The following is a 24,659-nucleotide window of genomic DNA, read 5'->3' as shown; positions in this document are numbered from 1 at the left end:
GTCATAAACGCAGTCAGTAACTCGGATTGGCCCGCCGTCGCCAATGTCGGTGCGCGCCACCTGCTCGATATGTGCGACAATAGACAGCAGCAGTAGTGCCCGGGAGTTCGCTCCGGTGGATGAAATAATCCGCATGTGATCGCTGAATCCCCGAGCCAGCCGGAAGGCCTGCCAATAAGACTTTCATAATTGTTCATCGTTTTCGGTCCTCTATCTGCGCATATGGCGCAAATGAAGTGGCTGTCGCAACATCGTTGCTCCGCCTGGGTTCCAAGGCCACAACGGATGTAGGCGCACATGGAATGACAAAGAGTGCGCTTCCTGTTGTCGGGTTTTGCGTGGTGGGGTGTCAAGGAGAAACAAATACAGTGGCAAATTTCAGCCAGGATGTTGTCGCTAAGGCACGCGAATTTGATCGTGAGTCAGCGGCTCTGAAAACTCGAGTCCACCACCTGGCCAAGAGCTTGGGGTTGACCTCGAAGGAAACCATCGAAGCACTGGGGCACGCGGGGATTGTCGTAAAGTCCGCTGCGTCCACCATTAATCAAAATCAGCTCGACGCGGTGCTGAATTTCATCGGCGAGCATCCAGAGGATGCCTCGCTTAACGACGGATCCGCTGCGACCAAGCCAACCGGCGAAGAGCCGACGGCGAAGGAAAAACAGTCGGCAGATAACCCGAACGCGGCGGATGAGAAGTCGGACGAGCAAACCGCAGCTAAGTCCGAGAAGAAATCAGCTGCTAAGAAGAGCAGCAAGAAGTCGGCTGCGAAGAAGGCCACAAAGAAGGCTGCGCCGAAAGCAGAAAAGAAGGCCGACCAGAAGGCAGCTCAAAGCGAAGCGGAGTCGGACGCAGCGCGTGCTGAGGAAGTGACCGAGAAGAAGGACACCAAGAAGGCCTCGGCTAAAAAATCCTCGGCAAAGCAGAGCGCAGAGAAGCAGGCTGAAGAGAAGCAGAGCGACGAGAAGAAGAGCACGACTAAGAAGCGGGCAACGCGTAAGCGGGCTGTGAAGAAGACCGCTGGAGCTCCGGAAGAAACCGCAGCGAAGGACGAGCAGAAGGACTCGAACTCGGTCGTCGAGGAAGCGGTTGAGGCTGTAGTTCAGTCGTCATCGAAGAAGTCTGCAGATAAGAAGGCTGCCGATAAGAATGCTGCCGACACCGTAGCCGAGACCGCTGAGAAAACTTCCGCTGAGGAAGCGTCCGCCGAAGCACCTGCTGCAAAGAGCGCTGCAGTGACCACACGTCGTGGTCGCCGAGTTCGCCGTGCGGTCCGCACGACCAGCGCTCCATTGGCAGAAGAAACTCGGGAAACTCAGGAAGCGCAAGAACCGCAGGATACACAGGCAACTCAGGACAAAGCCCTGCAGGACATCGAGCCGCCGGTAGTCCCGGAGCCGCCGGTTGCGGAAGAGCAGACCGCGTTTGCGCCTATCTTCCTGGCTCCGCAGGCTGTCCCGGCCACGGCCAAGAATTCGGCCACCGAGGATGCAGCTTCGGCTGACAGCGGTGCCTCCAACCAGGATTCCGATGACAACGCGGGGGAGGGGCAGGACGGCTCGTCGTCAAGCGAAACGGAGCGTCAGCCGCGGCCGCGCCGTCGCCGTCGTGGACGTGGACGTCGCAATGATGATGCTCAGCAGGCGGAGAAGACCACCGAAAAGGCAGAGTGCGAGGAAGAGGAAACCCGCGAGGAGGTCGAAGAGCCGCAGGCGATTAAGGGCTCGACTCGCCTGGAGGCGCAGCGCCGTCGCCGTATCGAGCGTCGTGAGGAATCGCGCAAGCGCCACGTGATCTCGGAGGCTGAGTTCCTGGCTCGCCGTGAGTCGGTGGAGCGCACGATGGTGGTGCGTGAGCGCAAGCGCCATGACCACTCGGGCATTGTTACTGAGGTTGGTGTGCTGGAAGATGACCTGTTGGTCGAGCACTTTGTTACCTCTGACACGCAGACCACGCAGATTGGCAATATCTACCTCGGTCGCGTGCAGAACGTCCTGCCCAGCATGGAAGCGGCGTTCATTGATATCGGAACCGACCGCAACGGTGTCATTTACGTAGGTGACCTGAACTGGAAGCTGCTGGGCACGAAGTCGCGTTCGCGCAAGATTGAACACGCGCTGAAGGCCGGCGACCAGATTCTGGTGCAGGTGTCCAAGGACCCGATTGGTCACAAGGGCGCGCGTCTGACCACCCACATCTCGATGGCTGGTCGATTCCTGGTGTACGTGCCGGGCGGCCGGAGCGCGGGTATTTCCCGCAAGCTGCCGGAGCCAGAGCGCAAGCGCCTGAAGTCGATTCTGAGCGAGGTTACGCCGGAGGGCTCGGGCACGATTATTCGCACCGCGGCCGAGGGCGTGTCCAAGGAGGCCATCGAGGCCGACATTAAGCGCCTGGAATCGCAGTGGCAGGAAATCTGGGAAGCCTCCGAGGCGGCGAAGGCGAAGCGTGGGGCAAAGCCGATTGCGCTGTACGAAGAGCCGGACATGCTGGTCAAGGTCGTTCGCGACGTCTTCAACGAGGACTTCTCGCGTCTTGTGGTGGAGGGCGACCGTCCGTGGAACACAGTGACGGACTACATCGGCGACCTGGCACCGGAGCTGGAGCCGCGTCTGCAGCGCTACTTCGCCAAGGAGCACGGCGGCGCTGATGTCTTCGAGCACTTCCGCATCGATGAGCAGCTGGCCAAGGCACTCGACCGCAAGGTCTGGCTGCCTTCGGGCGGCACGCTGGTCATCGACCGCACCGAGGCCATGACGGTCATCGACGTCAACACCGGGAAGTTCACCGGCGCCGGCGGAAACCTGGAAGAGACGGTCACTCGCAACAACCTGGAGGCCGCTGAGGAAATCGTCCGCCAGATGCGTCTGCGCGATCTGGGCGGCATGATCGTCGTCGACTTCATCGACATGGTGCTGCCGGAAAACCAAGATTTGGTGCTGCGCCGTCTGAAGGAGGCGCTCGGCCGCGACCGCTCGCGTCACGAGGTCTCCGAGGTGACCTCGCTCGGCCTCGTTCAGATGACGCGCAAGCGTCTGGGCACAGGCCTGCTGGAGACCTTCTCCACGCCGTGTAGCTGCTGTAATGGCCGTGGTCTGATTATCCACATCGACCCGGTCGAGCAGGACAATCAGGGCCGTGGTCACAAGAACGGTCGTCGCAACGAAGAGCAGGGTAAGTCCAAGCGCCGCAACAAGTCGCGCGCGGAGCACAATCCGGCCAACCACCCGGCCGCGCTGGCCATGCACCGCAATCAGGGCGACCAGGCAGGCTCTTCCAAGGCAACGCTTGACGACGACTCGGAGACCAACCAGCGCGATAAGGACGCAGCCGACAAGCGTGTCGCAGCTGCTGTCGAAGCGGTCATTGTCTCTTCTGGGAACGATGAGCCGAAGCCACCGCGTCGTCGCCGGGTTCGTAAGAGCCAGGGCCGAAACGATGAGCAGCGACAGGACGGAAATGGCCGTCAGGAGCGCCGCGAGCGTGATGAGCGCAACGAGCGTTCGGAGGGCTCCGATGACCTGGCTGCTCTGGCAGCCGCAGCTGTTGCGGAAGCCCGTGAGAAGGATCCGGAAGAGCCATCGGATGACCGTTACATGCCGCAGGAGGGACAGCGCCGCCGCCGTCGGGCTACGCGTCGCCGGGTAGCGGAGCATGTCACCGTTGATTCGGCTGCACGCGACGCTGATGACCGCGACGAAGAACATGGCGATCGTCGCAAGCGTTCGGAGCGCCCGAGCCGTGCAGAGCGTGCCGAGCGCGCCGATAACGGTGGCGGCCGTGGAGGCCGCGGCGACGCTGAGCGCTCCAGCAGCGCCAGTGCTCGACGTCGCCGTCGTCGCGCTGTTCGCCGTACGGCTGTGGATGAGACCACTGCGCCTCAGGCCGAGTCCCAGGCAGCTTCCACTACAGATGTGCGGAAGCCAGCCGAGGATGACAAGGGCGGCAACGCTAACAAGGCTGGTAAGGCTGCGGCCGCGGAGTCCCAGACCTATGAGGAGGCCAAGGAGGCGTTCGAGCGTTCCCCACGCCGTCGTCGTCCGACTCGCGGTAACTCCCGCTCGGATCGCGCACCGCGTCGCGAGGACTTCGAGTCCACTAAGCCAAAGGCGGACGCTGAAGGCAGCAAGGGCGGAGATCGTGCGAAAGACAACCACGATGACAGCAACCGCAGCGCCGACCGCAGCGGCGGTGGCCGTCGCTCGGGCAAATCGCGGGTTGAAGTGGTAGCGGTCCAGGGCACGGGAGCTCGCCGTAATCGCCGTCGGGCGGTGCGCAGGGTCTCGTCGCAAAGCGATGCCGGAGCGACTGCACCGAAGCAGCGACAGGGCGCTTCAAACCGCGCTACTAAGCCAGAGCAGAAGCAGGCTAATCGCGGTGCTGCGGCGCCGCAGACGAAACCGGCCAATCGTCGCCGCCGAGTGCGTCGTGCGGTGCGCCGAAGCGGCCGGAACTAGGTATTAAACATCTGGAGTAAGGCCAGATAGGAGGCTGTTTTTCGTTCCCCAAAGCAGGGAGTGGAAAATGGCTTCGGAAACTGCCCGAGAAGACCGTGAAAACCAATAGGGGACAGGGTCTTACTCGGGCAGTTTGTAATTTAGGGGGATTTTTCGCTACTCTTGACCAGTCGCTGATTAGTAGGCGTATCTGGTCATGCCCACTGGTGCTTGAGGCGCTGGCGGTAAGGAAACGGCCAGAGCGGGGAAATCTACTCGGATTTGGCTTTCGGGTATGTCCCTGAAGTGTTCTGCACACGCAACTAATCGCAATTCCATTGTCCAGTCAAGGAATTACAAAGATTCCTTGAGTCGAGTTTCTCAGATAAAGGGGTAGCCCTCCTATGTACGCGATCGTCAAGACCGGCGGCAAGCAGTACAAGGTTGCCGAAGGTGACCTCGTCAAGGTCGAGAAGATCGAGGGTGAGCCGGGTTCGTCCGTGGCTCTCACCCCGGTTCTGCTCGTCGATGGCGCAGATGTCATTGCGGATGCCGACAAGCTTGCCAACGTTACCGTTAACGCAGAGATCGTCGAGGCCGCCAAGGGCCCGAAGATCCGCGGCATGCACTACAAGAACAAGACTGGCTACAAGCGCCGCTACGGCCACCGTCAGCCGCTCACTGTTCTGAAGATCACCGGCGTCTCCAAGTAAACCGCCGAAATTCCAATTAGCTTTTCCCTAGGAGAAAATCATGGCTACTAAGAAGGGTGCATCCAGCACCAGCAACGGCCGCGACTCCGAAGCTAAGCGCCTCGGCGTGAAGCGCTTCGGCGGCCAGCAGGTTAAGGCAGGCGAGATTCTCGTTCGTCAGCGCGGTACCTCGTTCCACCCGGGTGAGAACGTTGGCCGTGGCGGCGACGACACTCTCTTCGCTCTGAAGGCAGGCGCAGTCGAGTTCGGTACCCGCCGCAACCGCCGCATTGTCAGCATCGTTGAGAACAACTCCTAAGAACAACCTTCGGTTGTCCGCCTAGGATTACTGCAACGTTGAATTTGAGGCAGGTTTAACTGCCTTGCAGAAGAGCCGATTCCTTTCCCACTGCGAAAGGTAATCGGCTCTTTTGTTGTTTATGTCCTGTTTCGCGCCGTTAGGTTGCGAGGCAGCGTTTTGTTACCGCCTAGACTTCTGCCCGTCGGCTCGCTTAAATTAGGGCATTACTCCAGGCACTAGAAGATGGCTCTCCGCTCGGAAGTGTGTGTGATTTTATGTCTCGTTTTGTAGATCGTGTCGTGCTGCATTTGCAGGCCGGCGACGGCGGTCACGGCTGTAACTCGGTGCTGCGTGAAAAGTTCAAGCCGCTCGGCGGCCCTGACGGCGGTAACGGCGGCCACGGTGGCGACATTGTGCTTGTGGTAGACCCTCAGATCCACACTCTGATGGACTTCCACTTCCACCCCCATATCAAGGCTGCCAACGGTAAGCCGGGCGCGGGCGATCACCGCAACGGTGCTCGTGGTGAGGATCTGGTTCTCGGAGTGCCGGAGGGCACGGTTGTGATGACCGAGGATGGGGAAGTGCTGGCGGACATGACCGGTAAGGGCGCCCGCTTCATTGCCGCTGAGGGCGGTTACGGTGGCCTGGGCAACGCAGCGCTGGCAAACAAGAACCGCCGTGCGCCGGGCTTCGCGCTCCTCGGTGAGCCGGGTGAGGCTAAGGATCTTGTCTTGGAGCTCAAATCCATGGCAGACGTTGGACTGGTGGGCTTCCCGTCGGCCGGAAAGTCCTCGCTGGTCAGCACCTTGAGCGCTGCTAAGCCGAAGATTGGTGACTACCCATTTACTACGCTGCAGCCGAACCTGGGTGTAGTCAACGTTGGCTACGAGTCCTTCACCATCGCAGATGTGCCGGGTCTTATCCCGGGGGCTTCTGAAGGCCGTGGTCTTGGGTTGGATTTCCTGCGTCACATTGAGCGCTGTGCTGTGCTGGTGCATGTGGTGGACGCTGCTGCTCTGGAGGGCGACCGCGATCCGGTCTCTGACATCAAGGCGTTGGAGACGGAACTCGCCAACTACCAGTCGGTGCTGAAGGCCGACGTGGGGCTTGGGGATCTCGCAGAGCGTCCGCGCGTCATCGTGCTAAACAAGATTGACCTGCCCGATGCTCGCGAAATGATTGACATGCAGCGCGAGGAACTGGAGAAGTTCGGCTGGCCAATTTATGAGATCTCCACGGTGACGCACGAGGGGCTCAAGGAGCTGACCTACGGCCTGAAGGATCAGATCGCCGCCTACCGCAAGGCGCATCCGTTGCCAACAGAGCAGGAGCCCCGTGTGGTCATCCGTCCGGAAGGGGTGCGTGGCAAGAAGCGCGAAGGCGCGGACTTCACCATCGAGCGCGATCCGAATACCCCAGACGGGTTCATTGTGCGTGGCCGTAAGCCGGAGCGCTGGATTAACCAGACGGACTTCGAAAACGACGAGGCAGTCGGCTACTTGGCTGACCGCCTGGCCAAGCTTGGTGTAGAAGATGCCCTGGCAAAGGCTGGGGCAACAGTTGGCTGCCCGGTGACTATTTCCTATCTCACCTTCGAGTGGTACCCGCAGCAGGTCGCGGGCACCGATGACTTCGTGCCGAGTGGCCGTGGTACCGACGATCGTCTCTATGTCAACGAACGCACCAGCGCCGAGCAGCGTAAGCGTGCATCGCAGGCCCGCCGTGGTCTGATTGACGAGTACGATTTTGGAGATGGTGAAGAGGCTATTCGCGACCGGTATTCATAGGCGCGGGCGACAGCGTCGTCGGCAAGCGAAGACTTCAAACTTGCATTTTGCCATTGATTGTTTAAACAATTATATGGTCAGAATTAAATGAGACCGTCATGTTTTCCATCAGTGAAATGAGTGAGTCAGTTATCCCTTCCGACACCGTTGCCAACGATGTTGACGTCACCGGAGCAGATGCATTAGATGCCCCGGTAGCTACCGCGCCGAAGTCTGAATCGGACGCGCCGATTTCCCGTGAGGAGGTCGACGAGCTGCTTCACGACAATCCCGAGTCCACCGTCGCTGAGATTGAAAAGGCGACTGAGAATTTATCTCCGGGAACCAAGGGCGGTTTCGATTCCGAAACTCGTGAGGCAATTCGGACCGCGAAGCGTGTCGTGGTGAAGATTGGTTCTTCCTCGTTGACCGGATCTGACGGTCGTACCGATCCCGAGCGCATCGACTTCATCGCCGATGCTTTGGAGAAGCGTATGGGCATTAGCGATGTCATCGTTGTGTCCTCCGGCGCAGTGGCATCCGGAATGGGGCCGCTGGGGCTGACTTCGCGTCCCACTGATTTGGCGACCAAGCAGGCGGCTGCAGCTGTGGGGCAGGTGCGCCTGGCACAGGAGTGGGGACGCTCCTTCCTGCGCTATGGTCGCACTTCTGCACAGGTGCTTTTGACCTCGGACGATGCAGGTGTGCGTTCGCGTGCTCGCAACGCCCAGCGCACTATCGACCGTCTGCGCCAGCTGGGCGCGGTGCCAATTGTCAACGAAAATGACACGGTCGCGACCTCGGAGTTCCGCTTCGGCGACAACGACCGCCTCGCCGCGCTGGTCAGTCACCTGGCGTACTGCGATGCATTGATTCTGCTTTCCGACGTCGACGGCCTCTACGACCGCAACCCGGCCGATCCCGGTGCAACCTTTGTGCCGGAGGTGCGCAGCGGTAACGACTTGCGAGGTGTTATCGCCGGTGACGGCGGTGCGCTGGGCACCGGTGGTATGGCCTCGAAGGTCTCTGCCGCACGCCTGGCTTCGCGTGCCGGGGTGCCGGTGTTGCTGACTTCGGCGTCCAACATTGAGCGAGCACTGGACCAAGCAGATGTGGGAACCGCTTTCGCCGCGAAGGATAACCGCCTGAGCGCCTGGAAGTTCTGGATGCTCTACGCAGCGGACAGCTCGGGACTGCTTCGCCTGGACGCCGGTGCAGTGGATGCCGTGACCCGCATGCGTAAGTCGCTGCTCCCGGTCGGTATTACCTCGGTTGACGGTGAGTTCTCCGCCGGCGACATCGTCGATCTAATCGGTCCTGGTGGCGAAGTCATCGGTCGCGGCGAGGTCAATTATGACTCCGAGGAACTGCTGGGCATGATCGGCTACCACACCGAGGAATTGCCGAATGACATGCAGAAACCTGTCGTCCATGCCGACTACCTGTCGGATTTCGCTTCCCGCGCTTAGGAGGGTGTTGCGCTGAGAGCTGCAGCGCTTAAAGACACACACCTGGGCGCGCCCGGATAGAGGTGCCTCGGCAAAGGCTGGCCGAGTGCGGACTGGCTGGGGGATGAGTGACTGGGGGATGAGTGGCTGAGTGCAGACTGCCTGGATGAGGAGCTTTCGGGCATAATCCTAAGTGTGTTATCGAAAATTATTGGCGTCATCGGCGAGTTGCTCTTGACAGCTGGAGTGCTGGTGGCGCTCTTCGCCTTTTTTCTGCTGTACTGGTCTGGTCTTGAGACCGGGAAAGCTCAGCAGCAGGCTCGTGAGGAGCTGCAGCAGGCATGGTCTGCACCGGTGTCCGCCCCAGTTCCGGCGCCAGAAGGCACGGAACCAGCTGTTGAGGGCTCTTGGATGCCTGGGGCCGCGGTGGCGCTGATTTCGGCTCCTAAGGCCGGTTTTAGCGATTTTGTCGTATTTGAAGGTGTCTCCCAGGAAGTTTTGGGCGGTGGCCCCGGCCATTATCCGGGCACAGCCCTTCCGGGGCAGGTGGGCAACAGCTCTTACGCCGCTCACCGTGACGGCCACGGAGCTCCCTTTGACAACATTGACCGCCTGCAGACGTGCGATGACATCACTGTAGAGACGCGTGATGCTATTTACCGCTACAAGGTATTGCCGGTCGACGGTATGGCTGGCGCAGGGGAAAGCTTCGACTGTGTGCCAGAAGGAACTAACGTCCCCGAGATTCCTGGCCAGCACATCGTTACTCCGGACCGGTCCGATGTCCTCAATCCGGTCGGTGACGCCACTCTACTTACGCTGACTACCTGCCATCCGCAGTGGGACAACACTCATCGTCTCATTATTCACGCGGTTCTCGCCGGTGTTGAGACCAAGGAGGTCAACTAGATGTACGCAGCTTTTTGGCGATCCCTACCGGGGCCGTGGTGGGTGAAAGCGATTATCACCATCGTGATTGCCGTCATCGTGTTCCTGCTGTTGATGAATTACATCTTTCCTTGGGTTGCTGAGCTAATTCCTTCAAATGATGTCTCGCTCTAGTTATGCTGGTAGGCATGACTGCTCAAACGAACGAAACTGCTAACACCAATCAACAGGGTATTGCCGAGGATTCGGCTCTTAGCCCGGAGCGTGCTGCTGAGCGCGCCGAGGTTTTAGATAAGGCACAGCGTGCCAAGGCTGTCGCGGGAGAGCTGTCGCGCTTTACGTCGGCACGCAAGAACGAGCTCCTGCTGGCCGCCGCAGATGCGCTGGTTGCCCGTACTGAAGAGATTCTGGTGGCCAACGCCAAGGATATCGAGGCCGGTAAGGCTCGTGGTTTTAGTGACTCCCTGCTGGATCGCCTGCGTCTTGACGCCGATCGTGTTGAGGGTATTGCCGGTGGGCTTCGTCAGGTTGCGGCACTGCCGGATCCGGTAGGCGAGGTGCTGCGTGGAAGCACTCTTCCCAACGGCATTAAGCTCTCCCAGGTCAGCGTTCCGCTGGGTGTGATGGGCATGGTCTACGAGGCTCGCCCGAACGTTACTGTCGATGCGTTTGGTCTGGCGCTGAAGTCGGGCAACGTGGCCTTGCTGCGCGGCTCCAAGTCCGCTGTCCATTCCAACACGCAGCTGGTCGCGGTTTTGCGTGAGGTGCTGGCCAACCACGATGCGCCGGAGGACCTTGTCCAGCTGCTGCCGTGTGAGACCCACGATTCAGTGCAGGACCTCATCACTGCCCGTGGCCTGGTTGACGTGGTGATTCCGCGCGGCGGTGCCGGTCTGATTGAGGCCGTCGTGACGAAGGCAACGGTGCCGACCATTGAGACCGGTACTGGCAACTGCCACATCTACATCGATGCCTCCGCCGATATCGACGAGGCGATTGCGCTGATGATTAACGGCAAGACCCGCCGTCCGAGCGTCTGTAACGCCACCGAAACGGTTCTCATTGACTCGGCGCTGTCCGCGCAGGACCAGGTCCGCATTTTGGACGCGCTTGCCGACGCGGGGGTTGCGGTCCACGGCGATGTCGATAATCTGGCGGCCTCTGGGTGGACTGGTGAGGTCATTCCTGCGACGGCGGAAGACTGGTCGGATGAGTACCTCTCGCTAGACATTGCCGCGCGCATCGTCGACGGTGTTGTGGCCGCAACTGATCACATCACTGAGTACTCCTCGGGACACACGGAAGCTATCTCTGCACGTGACTGGGGAGTGTGCCAGGAGTTCGTCGACCGTGTTGATGCTGCCGCCGTCAGCGTCAATGCCTCCACTGCGTTCACCGATGGTGAGCAGTATGGTTTCGGCGCAGAGATTGGTATTTCCACTCAGAAGCTGCACGCCCGTGGCCCGATGGGGCTGCCGGAGTTGACCAGCAGCAAGTGGGTTCTGGCTGGTCGTGGACAGACCCGTCCGTAGTGCCCAGGTAAAGTGCCAGTCATGATTAAGCGCAGGAAAAGTGTGCGGTCGCGGGTACACGCCGCGTTGACAGCAAAGTCGGCGGAAGCGCCCCGGCAGCGCATTGGCGTAATGGGTGGCACTTTTGACCCAATCCACAATGGTCACCTGGTTGCCGCCAGCGAGGTGGCAGACCGTTTTGACCTCGACTTTGTGCTTTTCGTGCCCACGGGTGAACCGTGGCAAAAGCGCGGCCGAAAGGTCTCTCACAGCGAAGATCGCTACCTGATGACGGTCATTGCCACCGCGTCAAACCCGCAGTTTTCGGTCTCGCGGGTTGATATTGACCGGCCGGGTGCGACCTATACCGTCGATACGCTGCGGGATTTGAAGGTCATCTATCCCAATGCGGATCTGTTCTTCATTACCGGTGCCGATGCGCTGCAGAAGATTATGACGTGGCGGGACTGGGAGGAGATGTTCGACGCAGCAACGTTCGTCGGCGTCACTCGCCCAGGAGTTCACCTGCGTGCAGAGGACCTGGAGGGAATCGACGCCTCGCGGTTACACCTCATCGAGATTCCCGCGATGGCTATTTCTTCCACCGACTGTCGAAAGCGGGCGGAGGCAGGACGCCCTGTGTGGTACTTGGTGCCGGATGGTGTGGTCCAGTACATCGCTAAGCGGGGTCTGTACCAGTCTGCTGAGGGCACGGTTGGTTCTGTGGGCCCCGCATCGGTGAACTCGACCTCCGAGGATGCGGCGTCGGTGGATGCCGCACCGGTGGATGGGAAGTCCGATACCGACGACTGAAAGTTAGCAAAATCCCGCTGAGGCGGTAAGTTACAAGTACAAACGCTGTTTTTCACGACTTTTTAATCACAAGGAGCTGAAGTCTTTCGTGACTGCACAACCACGCGCCATTGAGCTGGCGACCGCCGCGGCGAAGGCCGCCAATAGCAAAAAGGGTGAGGACGTCGTTGTTCTCGATGTCTCTGGCCCAGTGGTGATTACGGACGCATTCGTCCTGGTCAGTGCTGACAATGAGCGTCTGGTTGCCGCAATCGTCGACGAAATTGAGGACGATCTGCGTGACCTCGGCGCAAAGCCGGTTCGCCGCGAAGGTGTCCGTGAGGGACGTTGGGCGCTGCTGGATTACGGTGACATCGTCGTGCATGTCTTCCGCAGTGAAGAACGCGACTTCTACGGCCTGGATCGACTGTGGCGCGATTGCCCGCGCATCGAGGTCGAAGGCGTCGAGCAGCCGAGCAACGAGGACGGCGAAGATTCCGCCCGCAATGCTCGTTCCATCGACGAGATTCCGCTGGCTGCCGAAAACCCGGACACGGACGAGTTCTAACTGTGGCGGGCTCACGCGAGGCACATGTTGCCGCTCGACGTCGCCTGATTATGCTGCGGCACGGGCAGACGTCGTATAACGCTACCGGCCGCATTCAGGGACAGCTGGACACGCAGCTTTCCGACGTCGGCCGCGAGCAAGCCCGTACTGCGGCGCAGTACCTGGCGGAGGCTGAACCGCGAATCACAAAAATCGTGTCCTCCGACCTGACCCGGGCAGCTGACACCGCCCGCGCGCTAGCTGAGGCCACCGGCGCAGAGTTGAGTTTTGATAAGCGCCTGCGTGAGACCAACCTCGGTGAATGGCAAGAGCGCACCTACGACGAGATTGACTCCGCGTTTCCCGGTATGCGTGACCACTGGCGTCATAACCTCAACTGGGCACCCAAGGGCGGCGAGACCCGCTTTGAGGTCTCCAACCGAGTGCTGGCAGTCATTGCTGAGCTAGCAGCTAACCCCGATTGGGAGTCGGACACCTTTGTGCTCGTGTCCCACGGTGGTGCCATTGCTGCCGCTACCGCAGCCCTGCTGCAGCTGCCGCGCGACTATTTCAGCACGTTTAACGGCCTGGGCAACACTGCGTGGGTTGAAATGGAGCAACGCACGCGCGTCAATGGTGAGACCTCTTGGTACCTGAATGCTTTTAATGCGAAGGTTCGCGTGCGGGAGTCGCAGGTTTCTGCCTCTTCAGGAGGCCGCCATGCCCGGTGACGGTCGCGTTCGCATTGTTGTCGATGACACCGCGTGTCTGATGCCCGAGGTTGCCCGCAAGCTCGATATCACCGTGGTTCCCATCGGCCATGACATCAATGAAGACGCCGTCACCACGTCGGCAGTTAGCCCGCTGAAGCTGTGCGCCGCATATGCGCGTGCGCTGGAACGCTCCAACAAGGATGGCTCTGACGCTGGCGTTGTTGCCCTGCATCTTGGCAAGGGAATGTCCGCGACCTGGTCGAACGCTGTCACGGCTGCCGGTGCGCTGGACCGCGTGACCGTTATCGACACCGACACCGTAGGAGCTGGAGTCGGTGCCGCTGCCATCGCTGCAGCCAAGGCCGCAAGAGCCGGGGCTAGTCGTGATGAGGTTGCTGATGTCGCCCGTGATGTGCTGCAGCGCTATCGACTCTGGTTATTCGTACCAAAGCTTGATTCACTGCGCCGTGGCGGTCGCATCTCCGCGGGCCAAGCGATGCTCTCTACGGCTCTCGCTATCAAACCCATCGTTGGCATCAAAGATGGCTCACTGGCACTGGTCGCCAAGTGCCGTACAGAAGCGAAGGTCAAGCAGCGGATGGTGGATTTTGCCACGAAGATGGTGCGGTCTGCGTCATCGGCGAACCGTCCGCCTGCAGTATTGCTGCATCATTCCGACGCGCTTGACGACGTCCACGAGCTCCAGGCCATGCTTGCCGAAGAGCTACCCGACGATACCCGGTTTAGAATCCTGGATTTGCCGGAGTCGCTTGCTGCTCATGTCGGGCAGGGAGCCTATGCAGTTGGCATGGTTTCCGGTGGCTCGATTGATTCGGGTGCCATGGATTTTGAAGCAGAGATGGGTGTGACAGCGCTGCTCCACAGTGTGGAGGAGAGTGACGCGGCTGCTGTTGGAGCTGAGGTCACCGACGCAGTGGAAGATGATTCCGGGAGCATAGGCAATTCCGGTGACTCTGCTGACACGGATGGTTTGGCTGAAAGCGCTGGCACCACGGACTCAGGTGAGCCGATCACCGATCAGGCTGCGGTGAAGGCAGTTGAAAATCCGGCTGCTAGTCGCAACCGCAATAAGCGTATCCGTCGCACAGTCGTGACTAATGAACAGGGAATTCCGCTTTTCACCACGGCGGTTTCTAAATTGCCGACGTGGAGTGAGAACCGCCAAGCAGCCCTGGATAAAGCTGAGCGTCTGGCGAAGGCTATCTCTGATTTGGCGCTGCGCGATAAGTCCGATCCCGAGGGAGCTGTATTTGGCACCGAAGGGGAGAAATCGCAGGAGTCGTCGTCAAGCGACAAGCGTGATAATGACGGCGATGAGAAGAAGAAATAGCGGCTGAACTGAGCAGATGATGTGACCTGTGGATAACCTCCGCAGGTCATTTTTTATCCACAGATGACGCTTCGACAGGTGCTTTCGCGGGAGTGCGGTGTGGGGCGGGGCGCTAGTGTGCGCATCGTGACGAATTTGCGGAATCGGCTGGCGGACTACCTGGAACCGATTGATCAAGACAAGCGCATGGCGGTGGACTTTTCCGTGCGCCGGGCGGTGGTGACGCCGCGGGTGGCGATGGCCGCGTGCATTGTGATTGCGGTGTTGGCCCTGGGAGCAATTGCGGCGGTGGTATGGCCGTCGTCGCCGCAGGTAGAGATGCCTGCGGTGCAGGACGCGGCTGTCGCGGGGACGACACCGGAGACGACCGAAACCTCAGCGGAGACGCCGGGTGGTCCGGGGAAGGAGACTAACGCTCAGGCACAGGCAGGGCCGTTGATTGTGTCGGTGGTGGGGTTGGTCGTGAATCCAGGCGTGGTGGAGGTGCCAGCGGGCGCGCGAGTGGTGGAGGCAATTGAGCGTGCGGGTGGGCTTTTGCCGGAGGCTAATCCTGCCAGTGTGAACCTGGCGGCGCCGTTGGTTGATGGTCAACAGATTGTGGTCGGGACAGAGGCGTTGCCAGCAGGGACGGCGGAGGGTGGGGCCGATGCTTCTGGCGGTTCTGGAGGTTCTGGCGGTAAATCCGGTGTGCCTGGTTCTGGCGGTACTTCCGGTGCGGGTGGAAAGATCAACCTCAACACCGCCACCGCCACTCAGTTGGAGGAATTGCCCGGAATCGGACCCGCAACGGCGACCAAAATCATCGACTTTCGGGAAAAGAACGGGCCTTTTGCGAGTATCGACGCACTTGAGGAGGTTCCGGGAATCGGCCCGGCGAAGGTAGAGGCTCTGCGCGATGTCGCCACCGTCTGACCTGCGCGCTCGTGCTGGGCTCGATGTGCGGCTAGTGCCAGCAGCGGTGTTGGCGTGGGCGACTGCGGTGGCAGTGATCATGCGCCCAGAATGGGCGATAGTTGTGGCACCGTGCACAATCGTGACTTCGGTGGTGTTGCCGTGGGCGTGGCAGCGTTGGTCGTGGCGATGGGGAAGAGGCGCGGTGACATCCGGCTGGCGAGCGATCGCCACTATCCTGGTGCCAGCTGTGTCGGTGGCCAGCGTTGCGGTAGCCACGCGAATCCGCATAGCGCGAGCCCGAGCCCACGAGCTCCATCACGACATTGGCAGAATGGCGAAAGTGCAGTTGCGCCTGGTCACGGAGCCGAAAGCAACCGAATTCGGGGCCAGTGCGAAGGCACGCATCGAGGGCCTTCCTGGGCAGGTGACGCTTTTTGGCGACGAGTCACTGTTGTCGGTCACGAGAGACACCGTAGTTGAATCCACAGCCGGTATACGTGCGGCCAGCAAACCCTGCATCAGCGGAATCCAGCTGAATCTACGCGGAGATGTTGAGGTCATTGCGCCACCACAGGGGCTTGCCGCTGACGTGAGGCAGCAGCTCTTTGACTCGGCGCAGAATCTCCCCTTTGGCCCCGACCGCCTCATACCCGCCATGGCCATCGGCGATGAGCGTGGTTTCACCCTCGCTGACGGCGACATGATGACTGCTTCCGGGCTTTCACATCTGTCAGCCGTCTCTGGAGCCAACGTTGCACTTGTTGTCGGGGCTGTCGTGGCGGTTTTCTCCTGGGCTGGACCGCGAGTGCGAGTCGCAGTCGCCGCGGTTGCCCTGTATGGGTTTGTAGCAATCGTGGGCACAGAACCCTCAGTGCTACGCGCAGTGGTCACCGGCTGCATTGGGCTGTTGGCTATTCTCGTAGGACGAGCTGGCCAAGCCATCGCGGCGCTATCGGCTGGCATTATTGGATTGATTCTCCTGGCACCAGACCTATCGGTATCAGTGGGCTTCACCCTCTCGGTCGCAGCCACCGCCGGGCTAGTCCTTCTTGCCGAGCCCCTTGCCAGACGTCTGTCCGCCACCACCGTTATGGGGACCTGGCCCGCCCCAGTAGTCCGCGCCATCGCCGTATCGATTGCCGCACACGTGGTCACCATGCCCGTATTGGCGCTTCTCGTCGGCGAAATCAGCCATATCTCACTGCTCGCTAATCTGCTCGCCGCACCCGCCGTCGCACCCGTTACTATCGCCGGTTCGCTCGCTGCCGTTGCCGCCGCATTGCATCTCAATTGGCTGGTCAGCGCTCTGCTCTGGTGTGCTGCGCCATGCGCGTGGTGGATCTATCAGGTCGCACGCCTTACTGCAGGCATCGTCGCGCCCGCCACTGGGACGGTCACGTTAGTCGTCTCCTGCACGCTTACACTTACATGCTTGACGACGCTCTGGGCGTGGCCCCGTCCTGCGCTTCGCGCTGGGGCCTGTGCTGCGGTCTTGGCAGCCGGTAGCCATGCCGTTATTTGGGTGTTCGGCCTCGACATTGCGCGTGCCCCACTAGGGTGGAAGCTTGCCGCCTGTGCTGAGAAGAATCAGATTGTTCTCATTCACGCGGGTGCCGTCGAAGGGCCCGTCAGCCATGGCGCTTCTGTTGACCGCTCTGTGCGAGATCCGGACAGCAGCTCTGCACCAACCCCGCTCAGCCGGCAGTGCCGAATTGCCCTCAGAATCACCGAGGAAATGACATGGCATGCCCAGGGGCTCGATCCAGCCGTTGATAATCCCACGATAGAAACGGTGGTGGTGGAGTCCCCTTCGTATATCGCTGAATCCGTGAGCGGCAGAGTTCCCCAATCACGCAGCTCACCGCAGTGGTTTGTCGCCCGCGAGTGTGGTCCGCGCGTGCGAGAAATCGTAATGACCCCCGAGCACATTCCTGTGGTGTGTCCACAGCGAGATGGGCCACAAGCTCTCTATTCGAATGGTGACGTCTGGCGAGGGAGGTGAAATCCGGGCTGTCCCGTAGGCTAGAAATAACAGTCGCAGGAATCAACGCGGAAAAGAGGTCGGGATTGAGCGCCGTCGCACCCGTGAATTTGATTGTGGGCAAAGAGGAGCTGCTGAAAGACCGCGCCCGCCTCGCCATTGTCGCTGCCGTCCGCGCGCAGGCAGCAACGGAGTCCGATCCGGGTGGACGCTCGGTGCCTGTGACCACCATCCGCGCAGGGGACATGACCACTGTTGACGCAGTGGAGCTTTTCAGCCCCTCGTTGTTTGGGGATGACCGCATTGTGGTTGTCACCGACTGCCAGGATGCGGGTAAGGAACCCGCCAAGCTGTTGTTGGATTCTGTTAAAGATCCCGCGCCGGGCATCACGTTGATTCTCCTGCACAGTGGCGAGGGCCGTCAGAAGAAGATGGTGGCTGACCTGCGTAAGCTAGGCGTCCGCTTTTTCGAAGCACAACCGCTCAAGAGAAATGACTTGCCCGGTTTCGTTGGCGAAGAGTTTGCTGCACACGGGGTTAAGGTGCGTCGCGATGTCATTGATACCGTCCTGGATGCGGTCGGTTCGGACCTCCGCGAGTTGGCCACCGCCATTTCCCAGCTCTGTGCAGATACTGCAGGCAAGGTCACCTCGGAGGCAGTGCGCACCTACTACGGCGCGTCGGCGGAGGTCTCGGGCTTTGAGATCGCTGAGCTAGCACTGCGCGGTCGCGGTGGGGAAGCGTTGGCCAAGATGCGCCGGGCTTTGCAGCTGGGCATGGCACCGGCACTGCTGTCGGCTGCAATCACGGGAATGGTCGGTGATGTAGCTCGGCTTCACGGCGCGCGTGGTGTCAATGCGCGTAGAGATGCCCACCGCTATGGCATGCCGCCGTGGAAGTTGGAGAAAACTCAGCGGTTGGCCTCTGCCTGGTCAACCCCTGCGGTTGCTCGCGCTGTGGTTGTCGCGGCACAACTGGATGCGGACACCAAGGGAGCCTCGTCGACTCCCGAGCTGTCGCTGGAACAGTCGGTGCTTCGTATCGCGGAGCTGGCGCATTTGTCGCATCGACGTTAAGTAGTTCGGGTCCCCGTGGGAGCTTCAGTTCTGTGGAAACTGTGTGAGTTTATGACACTTTCAAGCCATTTTTCAGCCCATTTTTGACATAAACGCAGTCAGTAACTCGGATCGGCCCGCCGTCGCCAAACATAAACGCAATCAGTAACTCGCATCGGCCCGCCATCGCCAAACATAAACGGGGTCACTAACTCGCATTGGGATTAAATAATAAAAACCGCCTCCCGCCACATTCCGAAATGAAAAATCGGAAAATAGCAGGAAGCGGTTATTTTTCACGGTGCAAGCGCGGCAAAAAGCAGCACTAGCACGACGCAAGCGCAGCGCTGAAACAGCACAGCGCCAAAAGGGGATTAGCCCTCCAGCTTGTTGAAAGCCTTAGCCATACCGGACTTCTTGTTAGCCGCAGTGTTGCGGTGGAAGACGCCCTTGGTGACAGCCTTGTCCAGCTTGCGAGAAGCAACGCGCAGCTGAGCCTCAGCAGCAGCCTTGTCGCCAGACTCAACAGCAGCCTGGAACTTGCGGATCTCAGTGCGGACTGCAGAGCGGATAGCCTGGTTGCGCAGGCGAGCCTTCTCGTTGGTCTTGTTACGCTTGATCTGGGACTTAATGTTTGCCATCGTGAATACCTCTTGTATCCGTAGTAGTTGGAATTGTTACCGCCCGCCACCAAGAAAAGTCCTGATCACAGTGCAAAATTCGGCTCGAACCCCTGCGGATCAAACTAATCAACCAGCGAGATCAAACCGCGCACTGCGCTTATGCGGCGATGAAAACGCGAACCCAAGGTCCTGCCCGCGCTCGCCGCAAAGGAACGCAACGGTAAACAACTTGCAGAATTCTAGCAAACAGCGCGGCCTAATTCCAGCCACGTCCCAGTTCCAGCCGCACCTAATTCCAGCCGTAGTCCCCGCGTAGCCGAGAGGCGAGGATTTCGAAGCGTTTGCGGGGCATAACTGCGCCTGCGCGGCGAATGCCAGATTCCGGCACGAGTAGGACGCGGTCCATACGAACCCACGACGGTTTTGGGTTTTCATTCCACGAGCCGCTGCCGATAAACAGCCACTCCGGGTGGTCACTGTGTTCTGCGCGCGTAGAAATCAGGATGCCCAGCAGGTACTGGTCATGCCGGCCCACCACGACGACAGCGCGTTCACGCAAAGCGGCATCCTCGCCTTCGAGCTGCAGCGGAATCCACACCACTTCGCCAGGGTCGGCCTGGCCATCCATATCGGGGCTGTAGACGATTGTGCGGGCCAGCTCCGCGGTCGGACGCGCGATGGTCACCGAATCTCGCAGTCGAAGTAGTGCCTCCTTGGACTCGTCGGAAAGCGAGGTGTCCTGGGCGAGACCTAGCTGCGTGTTGAGCTTAAACAGCGCCTCATCGAGCGTGTCGGGGCCGCGGAACCACTCGGTACCGGCGAAAAGACGCGCGCTGAGGCGATTACGCAGGCGGCGTGGCCAGCTTTCGCGTTCATTTTGATCGGTGGACGAAGTGGAGCTCATAAAAACCAAGTCTAGAGGTTTAGTGCGGAGGGAATCGATAGGTAAGATTGTGCGTGATTGTATTTAAGCCCGGCTGGTCGGTTTTCGAGGCCGGCGCATGTGGGTCGGCCAACGCCGCGCCCCACTGCCCATAACGTCTTTATTTTTCGGAGTAGACCCAACGTGACCAAGAATTTTGCGGAGCAGACTTTTACGGACCCCTCACGGATTCGAAATTTCTGCATCATTGCGCACATTGACCACGGTAAGTCCACCCTGGCGGACCGAATCCTGCAGCTCTCGGGTGTTGTGGAGGCGCGCGACATGCGCGATCAGTACCTCGACAATATGGATATTGAGCGCGAACGAGGCATCACCATTAAGGCTCAAAACGTGCGCCTACCGTGGGTTCCGCGCACAGGCAAGCACGCGGGCGAAGAGATTGTCCTGCACCTGATTGATACGCCTGGTCACGTTGACTTCACCTACGAGGTCTCGCGTGCGCTGGAGGCGTGTGAAGGCGCGATTTTGCTTGTCGACGCAGCTCAGGGCATCGAAGCGCAGACGCTGGCCAACCTGTACCTGGCCATGGAAAACGACCTGGAGATTATCCCGGTTCTGAACAAGATTGACCTGCCCGCCGCGGATCCGGATAAGTACGCGGAGGAGATTGCGCACATCATCGGCTGTGAGCCGGAGGATGTCATGCGTGTGTCGGGCAAGACCGGTGAGGGCGTTGAGGAAATGCTCGACCGTGTCTGTGAGCTTGTCCCTGCGCCGGTCGGCGATCCGGAGGCACCTGCTCGTGCGCTGATTTTTGACTCGGTGTACGACACCTACCGTGGTGTGGTCACCTACATTCGTGTTGTTGATGGTCAGCTCAAGCCGCGTGAAGTCATTCAGATGATGTCCACTGGCACCAAGCACGAGTTGTTGGAAATCGGTATTGTTTCACCGCAGCCGAAGAAGTGTAAGGGCCTTGGAGTCGGCGAGGTCGGTTACCTCATCACCGGTGTGAAGGACGTTCGTCAGTCCAAGGTCGGTGATACCGTCACGTTGAACGCCACGCCGGCGGAGGAGCCGCTGGAAGGCTACGAAGAGCCCAAGCCAATGGTCTACTCCGGGCTGTTCCCAATTTCTCAGGCCGACTATCCTGACCTGCGCGATGCGTTGGAAAAGCTCCAGCTTAACGACGCTTCGTTGACATTCGAACCGGAGACCTCGGTGGCTCTCGGGTTTGGTTTCCGCGGTGGCTTTCTGGGTCTGCTGCACATGGAGATTACCCGCGCCCGCCTGGAGCGCGAGTTCGACCTGGACTTGATTTCGACAGCTCCAAACGTTGTCTACCGCGTGGTCACTGAGGATGGCTCTGAGGTCACCGTTCACAACCCGAGTGACTGGCCGGAGGGTAAGCTCCGCGAAATTTACGAGCCGATGGTCAAGTGCACCATCGTTGTGCCGAGTGAATTCGTTGGCCCCACCATGGAGCTGTGCCAGCAGAAGCGCGGCGAAATGGGCGGTATGGACTACCTGTCCGAGGATCGCGTGGAGCTGCGTTACAAGATGCCGCTGGGCGAGATTATCTTCGACTTCTTCGACATGCTGAAGTCCCGTACCAGGGGTTATGCTTCGCTGAATTACGAAGATGCCGGTGAGCAGCTGGCGGACCTGGTCAAAGTGGATATCCTCCTGCAGGGAGAGGCAGTCGATGCGTTCTCCGCTATCGTCCACCGCGACAACGCACAGTGGTACGGCAACAAGATGACCAAGAAGCTGCGCGAACTGATTCCTCGCCAGCAGTTCGAGGTCCCGGTCCAGGCCGCAATCGGTTCGAAGATTATCGCACGCGAGAACATTCGTGCACTGCGCAAGGACGTCCTCGCCAAGTGTTACGGCGGTGACATTTCCCGTAAGCGCAAGTTGCTGGAGAAGCAGAAGGCCGGTAAGAAGCGTATGAAGAACATTGGTTCGGTCTCGGTGCCGCAAGAGGCATTCGTGGCTGCGCTGTCCACCGACGAGGGCGGTAAGTAAAGGGGAAACAGCATGCCACGGAAGCGGAAGAAACTGGTCGAGAACTTCGAAGAGCTGCTCGAAGCCGGTGACATGGATGTGCTGAAAGCGGTCTATAACACCTGCGCGCTCGACGCGGTTTTCGGTTACAGCAAGGACACTGCACTAGCGCTCCGTGGCACTCTGCCAGAGCTCATGCGCTGGCTGATCGACCAGGGCCTCGACATAAACACCGAGAACCGCTTCGGTAAGACAGCCTTGGCTGAGCACGCGTACTGGGGCGATATCGAACGGATGAAGGTCTTGCTCGACTGCGGTGCGGACATCGAAGCCGGCAAGCATTGGCCTCTTTTTCAAGCAGCGATGAATCATCAGCCTGAAGCCATTGCGCTTCTGCTGGAAAATGGCGCTGACCTCCACCGCGAGAACCGGCTCGGTCACGGCCGGACAGCGTTCAAAGAGGCCGTCGCTGCTGCCGATACCGATTCCCTCAATCGAGTCCTAGAGAGTATCGAGGTGCTCCTGGACGCTGGTTCGGAAATCGACGACGAAGTGCGCGAAGAGTTCACCAAATTCGGGCGCCGCTTTAACCGCATGTCAGAGAAGCAGCGCGACAAGTACCAGCCAGTCATGGACCGACTCTATGAGCGTATCGGTGCGGAACGTCCGGACGTGATTACGCCACACGACGGGTACAGCGACATTATTGTCCCCGCAGACAAGTCGATCAACGGTCAGTTCCGATACCTCTGGAACTACCTGGTGCCGAATGGTGGTGCAGCCGCGACAGTGCAGGGCGAAATTATCCGCATCGTTGGTCGGCTCGGTTATGAGGCGCTGGAGATGGGCTACGTCAACTGGGACGAAGATTTCGTCAAGATGACCGACTTCTGGCTGGAGACGGTAGGAGCTGCCGAGGAGGCAATGACCGTCGTAAAGCGGCGTAAAGCTGGGGAGGCAGACATCGATGCGTTGACAGAAGCAGCGGTCGCGTGGGTTGAAAAACACCCGCAGCCGATTGCGTTGGGCGAGGTCCCGTACCGACGCTAGCCCCAGTCGGGTGGCAAAGAACGGTTAATGGCCAACCTCTGCATTTGTCAGTGGTGTCAGTCGTTATCGTTGATGGGTGGAATCCGTATACCTAACAGCAATACTGTTTTCGATTATCGGCGGGCTCGGTGCTTCTTTGCTTCGACTGCCGCCGCTGATTGGTTTTCTCGGAGCGGGCTTCGCCGTTCATGCAATGGGGCTCGAGGAAATCCCTTTCATTGATTCGCTGGCCGAGCTTGGTGTTACTACCTTGCTGTTCACCATCGGTCTGAAGCTGAATCCGAAGGATATCGTGGCACCGCGAGTGGTCTTTTCGGGACTGGGGCATGCGTTTTTCAACACGGTGGTTTTTGCGGCGTTGTTTAGTATCGCCAGTTTCTTGCCGCTGAGTGAACTCACGGGGCTGTCGGTGACCGCGTTGATTTATATCGGCATTGCTACCTCTTTTTCGTCGACGGTGTTTGTGATGAGTCATCTGGAGGAGCAGAACCGAAGTGCTTCGGCAATCGGTCGAATCGCAATCGGTGTGCTCATTCTGCAGGACATTATCGCGGTCGGTGTTCTGGTGGCTTCGTCGGGCAAGACCCCGGAGCTATGGGCGTTGGCGCTGCCGCTGTTGTTCTTCATTCGCCCGCTGGCTGCGCGTCTTCCCAACCGCATGTTTCGCACTGAGCTGCTGGTTCTCACGGGTATTGGTATTGCTGTGGCCGCTTACTCGGCCTTCGAACTGGCAGGGCTGTCCGGCTCGCTGGGGTCCCTGGTGGCCGGTATTCTGCTGTCCTCGCACCCAATTTCGGAGCGTCTCTCGAAAGCTCTGATTAGTATCCGCGAGTTGCTGCTGGTCGCGTTCTTTATCCAAATTGGCCTCGGTGGTCTGCCAAGTGCTGGTGGCTACGTCATCGCTGCGATTGTGGTCCTGTTCCTGGTGTTCAAGGCCATTATTTTCATCTGGATTCTCAAGCGCAATGGACTGTCGCTGCGCACGAGTGCGCTGGCGAGTCTGACGTTGAGTAACTACTCGGAGTTCGGCCTGATTGTGATGGCGGCGGCGACGCAACAGGACATTCTGCCCGATGAGTGGACCTCAATCATGGCGGTTGCCGTGGCGGGTAGCTTTATAGCTAGCTCGCTTTTGGTGCCGTATGAGGACAAGCTGGTCAGCTTCCTGCAGAAGTTCGTCCCGGAAACCCCAGAGGACCGCCTGGTTCCAGAAGAGGCAAAAATCATTATTGATAATGCCGATGCCCTCATCATGGGCATGGGACGCGTCGGTGTTGGTGTCTACGGCAGGCTCGTCAATGAATACGGCATGAATGTGTTCGGCGTTGACTTTGACGAAGACCGCATCGGCTACCTCCGAGCAAAGGGCTATCAGGTCATCCCAGGCGACGTGACAGACCCAGAGCTGTGGCACCACATTGAGTTGGAGAAGAAACCAGCGCTGTACGTGCTGGCGCTATCTGAGCATGCCGAGACGTACAACATGATTGAAAGCATCCGTAAGCAGGACACCGAAGCTGTGGTTGCTACGACTACGAAGGTGCAAAGTTTTAAGAGCCAGCTTCTCGACGTCGGCGCGGATATGGCTGTCTATCTTTACGACGGTGCTGGTGAGGAGCTCGCCGACCGTGCGGTGGAAACACTCAGGGGGCGTTCTTAGGTCATTCCCGTGGCCACCGAGGATGGCGACGGTTGGACTACTTCAGCCGCCATTTTCG

The 24,659-nt window shown here is 59.6% G+C and carries 20 protein-coding genes; 18 read left to right on the top strand and 2 right to left on the bottom strand.

The features are described 5' to 3' along the window. Window positions 1-368 precede the first annotated feature (368 nt). From HMPREF2708_RS08220 to holA, 15 genes are all read left to right on the top strand, one after another. Complete coding sequence (locus HMPREF2708_RS08220) at window positions 369-4,454, top strand: translation initiation factor IF-2 N-terminal domain-containing protein (RefSeq protein ID WP_070833839.1); 4,086 nt, start codon at window positions 369-371, stop codon at window positions 4,452-4,454. Between the two features lie 383 nt (window positions 4,455-4,837). Further along, window positions 4,838-5,146, top strand: a complete 309-nt coding sequence (gene rplU / locus HMPREF2708_RS08215) for a 50S ribosomal protein L21 (RefSeq protein ID WP_005511541.1) — start codon at window positions 4,838-4,840, stop codon at window positions 5,144-5,146. Window positions 5,147-5,186: 40 nt separating this feature from the next. Beyond that, the gene (rpmA, locus tag HMPREF2708_RS08210; protein ID WP_016422312.1) at window positions 5,187-5,444 is read left to right on the top strand and encodes a 50S ribosomal protein L27; all 258 of its coding nucleotides are present in this window, start codon (window positions 5,187-5,189) and stop codon (window positions 5,442-5,444) included. 257 nt (window positions 5,445-5,701) lie between these two features. Beyond that, complete coding sequence (gene obgE, locus HMPREF2708_RS08205) at window positions 5,702-7,216, top strand: GTPase ObgE (RefSeq protein ID WP_070833838.1); 1,515 nt, start codon at window positions 5,702-5,704, stop codon at window positions 7,214-7,216. Between the two features lie 98 nt (window positions 7,217-7,314). Beyond that, a complete protein-coding gene (gene proB / locus HMPREF2708_RS08200; RefSeq protein ID WP_048735120.1) occupies window positions 7,315-8,664 on the top strand; it encodes a glutamate 5-kinase in 1,350 nt (449 codons plus the stop codon). Window positions 8,665-8,838: 174 nt separating this feature from the next. Then, window positions 8,839-9,552, top strand: coding sequence for a class E sortase (locus HMPREF2708_RS08195; RefSeq protein ID WP_070833837.1), 714 nt, complete (start codon window positions 8,839-8,841; stop codon window positions 9,550-9,552). Continuing rightward, window positions 9,553-9,705 (top strand): hypothetical protein, encoded by a 153-nt coding sequence (locus HMPREF2708_RS11110; protein WP_016422316.1) that lies wholly within the window; start codon window positions 9,553-9,555, stop codon window positions 9,703-9,705. It abuts the gene before it with no gap. Window positions 9,706-9,719: 14 nt separating this feature from the next. Next, window positions 9,720-11,063: a glutamate-5-semialdehyde dehydrogenase gene (locus HMPREF2708_RS08190; RefSeq protein ID WP_246840391.1), complete on the top strand. Its 1,344-nt coding sequence runs from the start codon at window positions 9,720-9,722 to the stop codon at window positions 11,061-11,063. A gap of 21 nt (window positions 11,064-11,084) precedes the next feature. Beyond that, complete coding sequence (nadD, locus tag HMPREF2708_RS08185) at window positions 11,085-11,855, top strand: nicotinate-nucleotide adenylyltransferase (RefSeq protein WP_070833835.1); 771 nt, start codon at window positions 11,085-11,087, stop codon at window positions 11,853-11,855. 88 nt (window positions 11,856-11,943) lie between these two features. Continuing rightward, a complete protein-coding gene (gene rsfS / locus HMPREF2708_RS08180; RefSeq protein ID WP_070833834.1) occupies window positions 11,944-12,402 on the top strand; it encodes a ribosome silencing factor in 459 nt (152 codons plus the stop codon). A gap of 2 nt (window positions 12,403-12,404) precedes the next feature. Further along, the gene (locus tag HMPREF2708_RS08175; RefSeq protein ID WP_070833833.1) at window positions 12,405-13,112 is read left to right on the top strand and encodes a histidine phosphatase family protein; all 708 of its coding nucleotides are present in this window, start codon (window positions 12,405-12,407) and stop codon (window positions 13,110-13,112) included. Further along, window positions 13,102-14,445 carry a DegV family protein gene (locus HMPREF2708_RS08170; RefSeq protein WP_070833832.1) on the top strand — a complete coding sequence of 448 codons (1,344 nt, stop codon included), beginning with the start codon at window positions 13,102-13,104 and terminating at the stop codon, window positions 14,443-14,445. The genes HMPREF2708_RS08175 and HMPREF2708_RS08170 overlap by 11 nt, the downstream gene beginning before the upstream one ends. 126 nt (window positions 14,446-14,571) lie before the next feature. Continuing rightward, the gene (locus HMPREF2708_RS08165) at window positions 14,572-15,357 is read left to right on the top strand and encodes a ComEA family DNA-binding protein (RefSeq protein ID WP_246840390.1); all 786 of its coding nucleotides are present in this window, start codon (window positions 14,572-14,574) and stop codon (window positions 15,355-15,357) included. After that, window positions 15,341-17,341, top strand: coding sequence for a ComEC/Rec2 family competence protein (locus HMPREF2708_RS08160; protein WP_070833830.1), 2,001 nt, complete (start codon window positions 15,341-15,343; stop codon window positions 17,339-17,341). The genes HMPREF2708_RS08165 and HMPREF2708_RS08160 overlap by 17 nt, the downstream gene beginning before the upstream one ends. Then, a complete protein-coding gene (gene holA / locus HMPREF2708_RS08155) occupies window positions 17,338-18,396 on the top strand; it encodes a DNA polymerase III subunit delta (protein ID WP_083321900.1) in 1,059 nt (352 codons plus the stop codon). The genes HMPREF2708_RS08160 and holA overlap by 4 nt, the downstream gene beginning before the upstream one ends. 353 nt (window positions 18,397-18,749) lie before the next feature. Here holA and rpsT read toward each other — a convergent pair whose 3' ends face one another. Both rpsT and HMPREF2708_RS08145 read right to left on the bottom strand, forming a co-directional pair. Beyond that, window positions 18,750-19,016, bottom strand: a complete 267-nt coding sequence (gene rpsT, locus HMPREF2708_RS08150) for a 30S ribosomal protein S20 (protein ID WP_070833829.1) — start codon at window positions 19,014-19,016, stop codon at window positions 18,750-18,752. 271 nt (window positions 19,017-19,287) lie between these two features. After that, window positions 19,288-19,902 (bottom strand): type II toxin-antitoxin system PemK/MazF family toxin, encoded by a 615-nt coding sequence (locus tag HMPREF2708_RS08145; protein WP_070833828.1) that lies wholly within the window; start codon window positions 19,900-19,902, stop codon window positions 19,288-19,290. A gap of 162 nt (window positions 19,903-20,064) precedes the next feature. Between HMPREF2708_RS08145 and lepA the strand changes: the two genes are divergently transcribed. The 3 genes from lepA (at window position 20,065) to HMPREF2708_RS08130 (ending at window position 24,601) form a co-directional block, all read left to right on the top strand. Beyond that, window positions 20,065-21,912 carry a translation elongation factor 4 gene (gene lepA / locus HMPREF2708_RS08140; protein ID WP_141762935.1) on the top strand — a complete coding sequence of 616 codons (1,848 nt, stop codon included), beginning with the start codon at window positions 20,065-20,067 and terminating at the stop codon, window positions 21,910-21,912. A gap of 12 nt (window positions 21,913-21,924) precedes the next feature. Further along, entirely contained in the window at window positions 21,925-22,941 is a 1,017-nt protein-coding gene (locus tag HMPREF2708_RS08135) for an ankyrin repeat domain-containing protein (RefSeq protein WP_070833827.1), read from the top strand. Window positions 22,942-23,017: 76 nt separating this feature from the next. Next, window positions 23,018-24,601, top strand: coding sequence for a cation:proton antiporter domain-containing protein (locus HMPREF2708_RS08130; protein WP_070833826.1), 1,584 nt, complete (start codon window positions 23,018-23,020; stop codon window positions 24,599-24,601). The last annotated feature ends 58 nt before the right edge of the window (window positions 24,602-24,659 follow it).

It is taken from the genome of Corynebacterium sp. HMSC073H12, assembly GCF_001837775.1.
Lineage (GTDB): Bacteria > Actinomycetota > Actinomycetes > Mycobacteriales > Mycobacteriaceae > Corynebacterium > Corynebacterium amycolatum.
This window is presented reverse-complemented; position numbering and strand designations above follow the sequence as displayed.

Coding starts and splice junctions, on each gene's coding strand:
- rplU (WP_005511541.1), top strand. CDS start 4,838: ATGTACGCGATCGTCAAGACCGGCGGCAAGCAGTACAAGGTTGCCGAA.
- rpmA (WP_016422312.1), top strand. CDS start 5,187: ATGGCTACTAAGAAGGGTGCATCCAGCACCAGCAACGGCCGCGACTCC.
- obgE (WP_070833838.1), top strand. CDS start 5,702: ATGTCTCGTTTTGTAGATCGTGTCGTGCTGCATTTGCAGGCCGGCGAC.
- proB (WP_048735120.1), top strand. CDS start 7,315: ATGTTTTCCATCAGTGAAATGAGTGAGTCAGTTATCCCTTCCGACACC.
- HMPREF2708_RS11110 (WP_016422316.1), top strand. CDS start 9,553: ATGTACGCAGCTTTTTGGCGATCCCTACCGGGGCCGTGGTGGGTGAAA.
- HMPREF2708_RS08190 (WP_246840391.1), top strand. CDS start 9,720: ATGACTGCTCAAACGAACGAAACTGCTAACACCAATCAACAGGGTATT.
- nadD (WP_070833835.1), top strand. CDS start 11,085: ATGATTAAGCGCAGGAAAAGTGTGCGGTCGCGGGTACACGCCGCGTTG.
- HMPREF2708_RS08170 (WP_070833832.1), top strand. CDS start 13,102: ATGCCCGGTGACGGTCGCGTTCGCATTGTTGTCGATGACACCGCGTGT.
- HMPREF2708_RS08160 (WP_070833830.1), top strand. CDS start 15,341: ATGTCGCCACCGTCTGACCTGCGCGCTCGTGCTGGGCTCGATGTGCGG.
- rpsT (WP_070833829.1), bottom strand. CDS start 19,016: ATGGCAAACATTAAGTCCCAGATCAAGCGTAACAAGACCAACGAGAAG.
- HMPREF2708_RS08145 (WP_070833828.1), bottom strand. CDS start 19,902: ATGAGCTCCACTTCGTCCACCGATCAAAATGAACGCGAAAGCTGGCCA.
- HMPREF2708_RS08135 (WP_070833827.1), top strand. CDS start 21,925: ATGCCACGGAAGCGGAAGAAACTGGTCGAGAACTTCGAAGAGCTGCTC.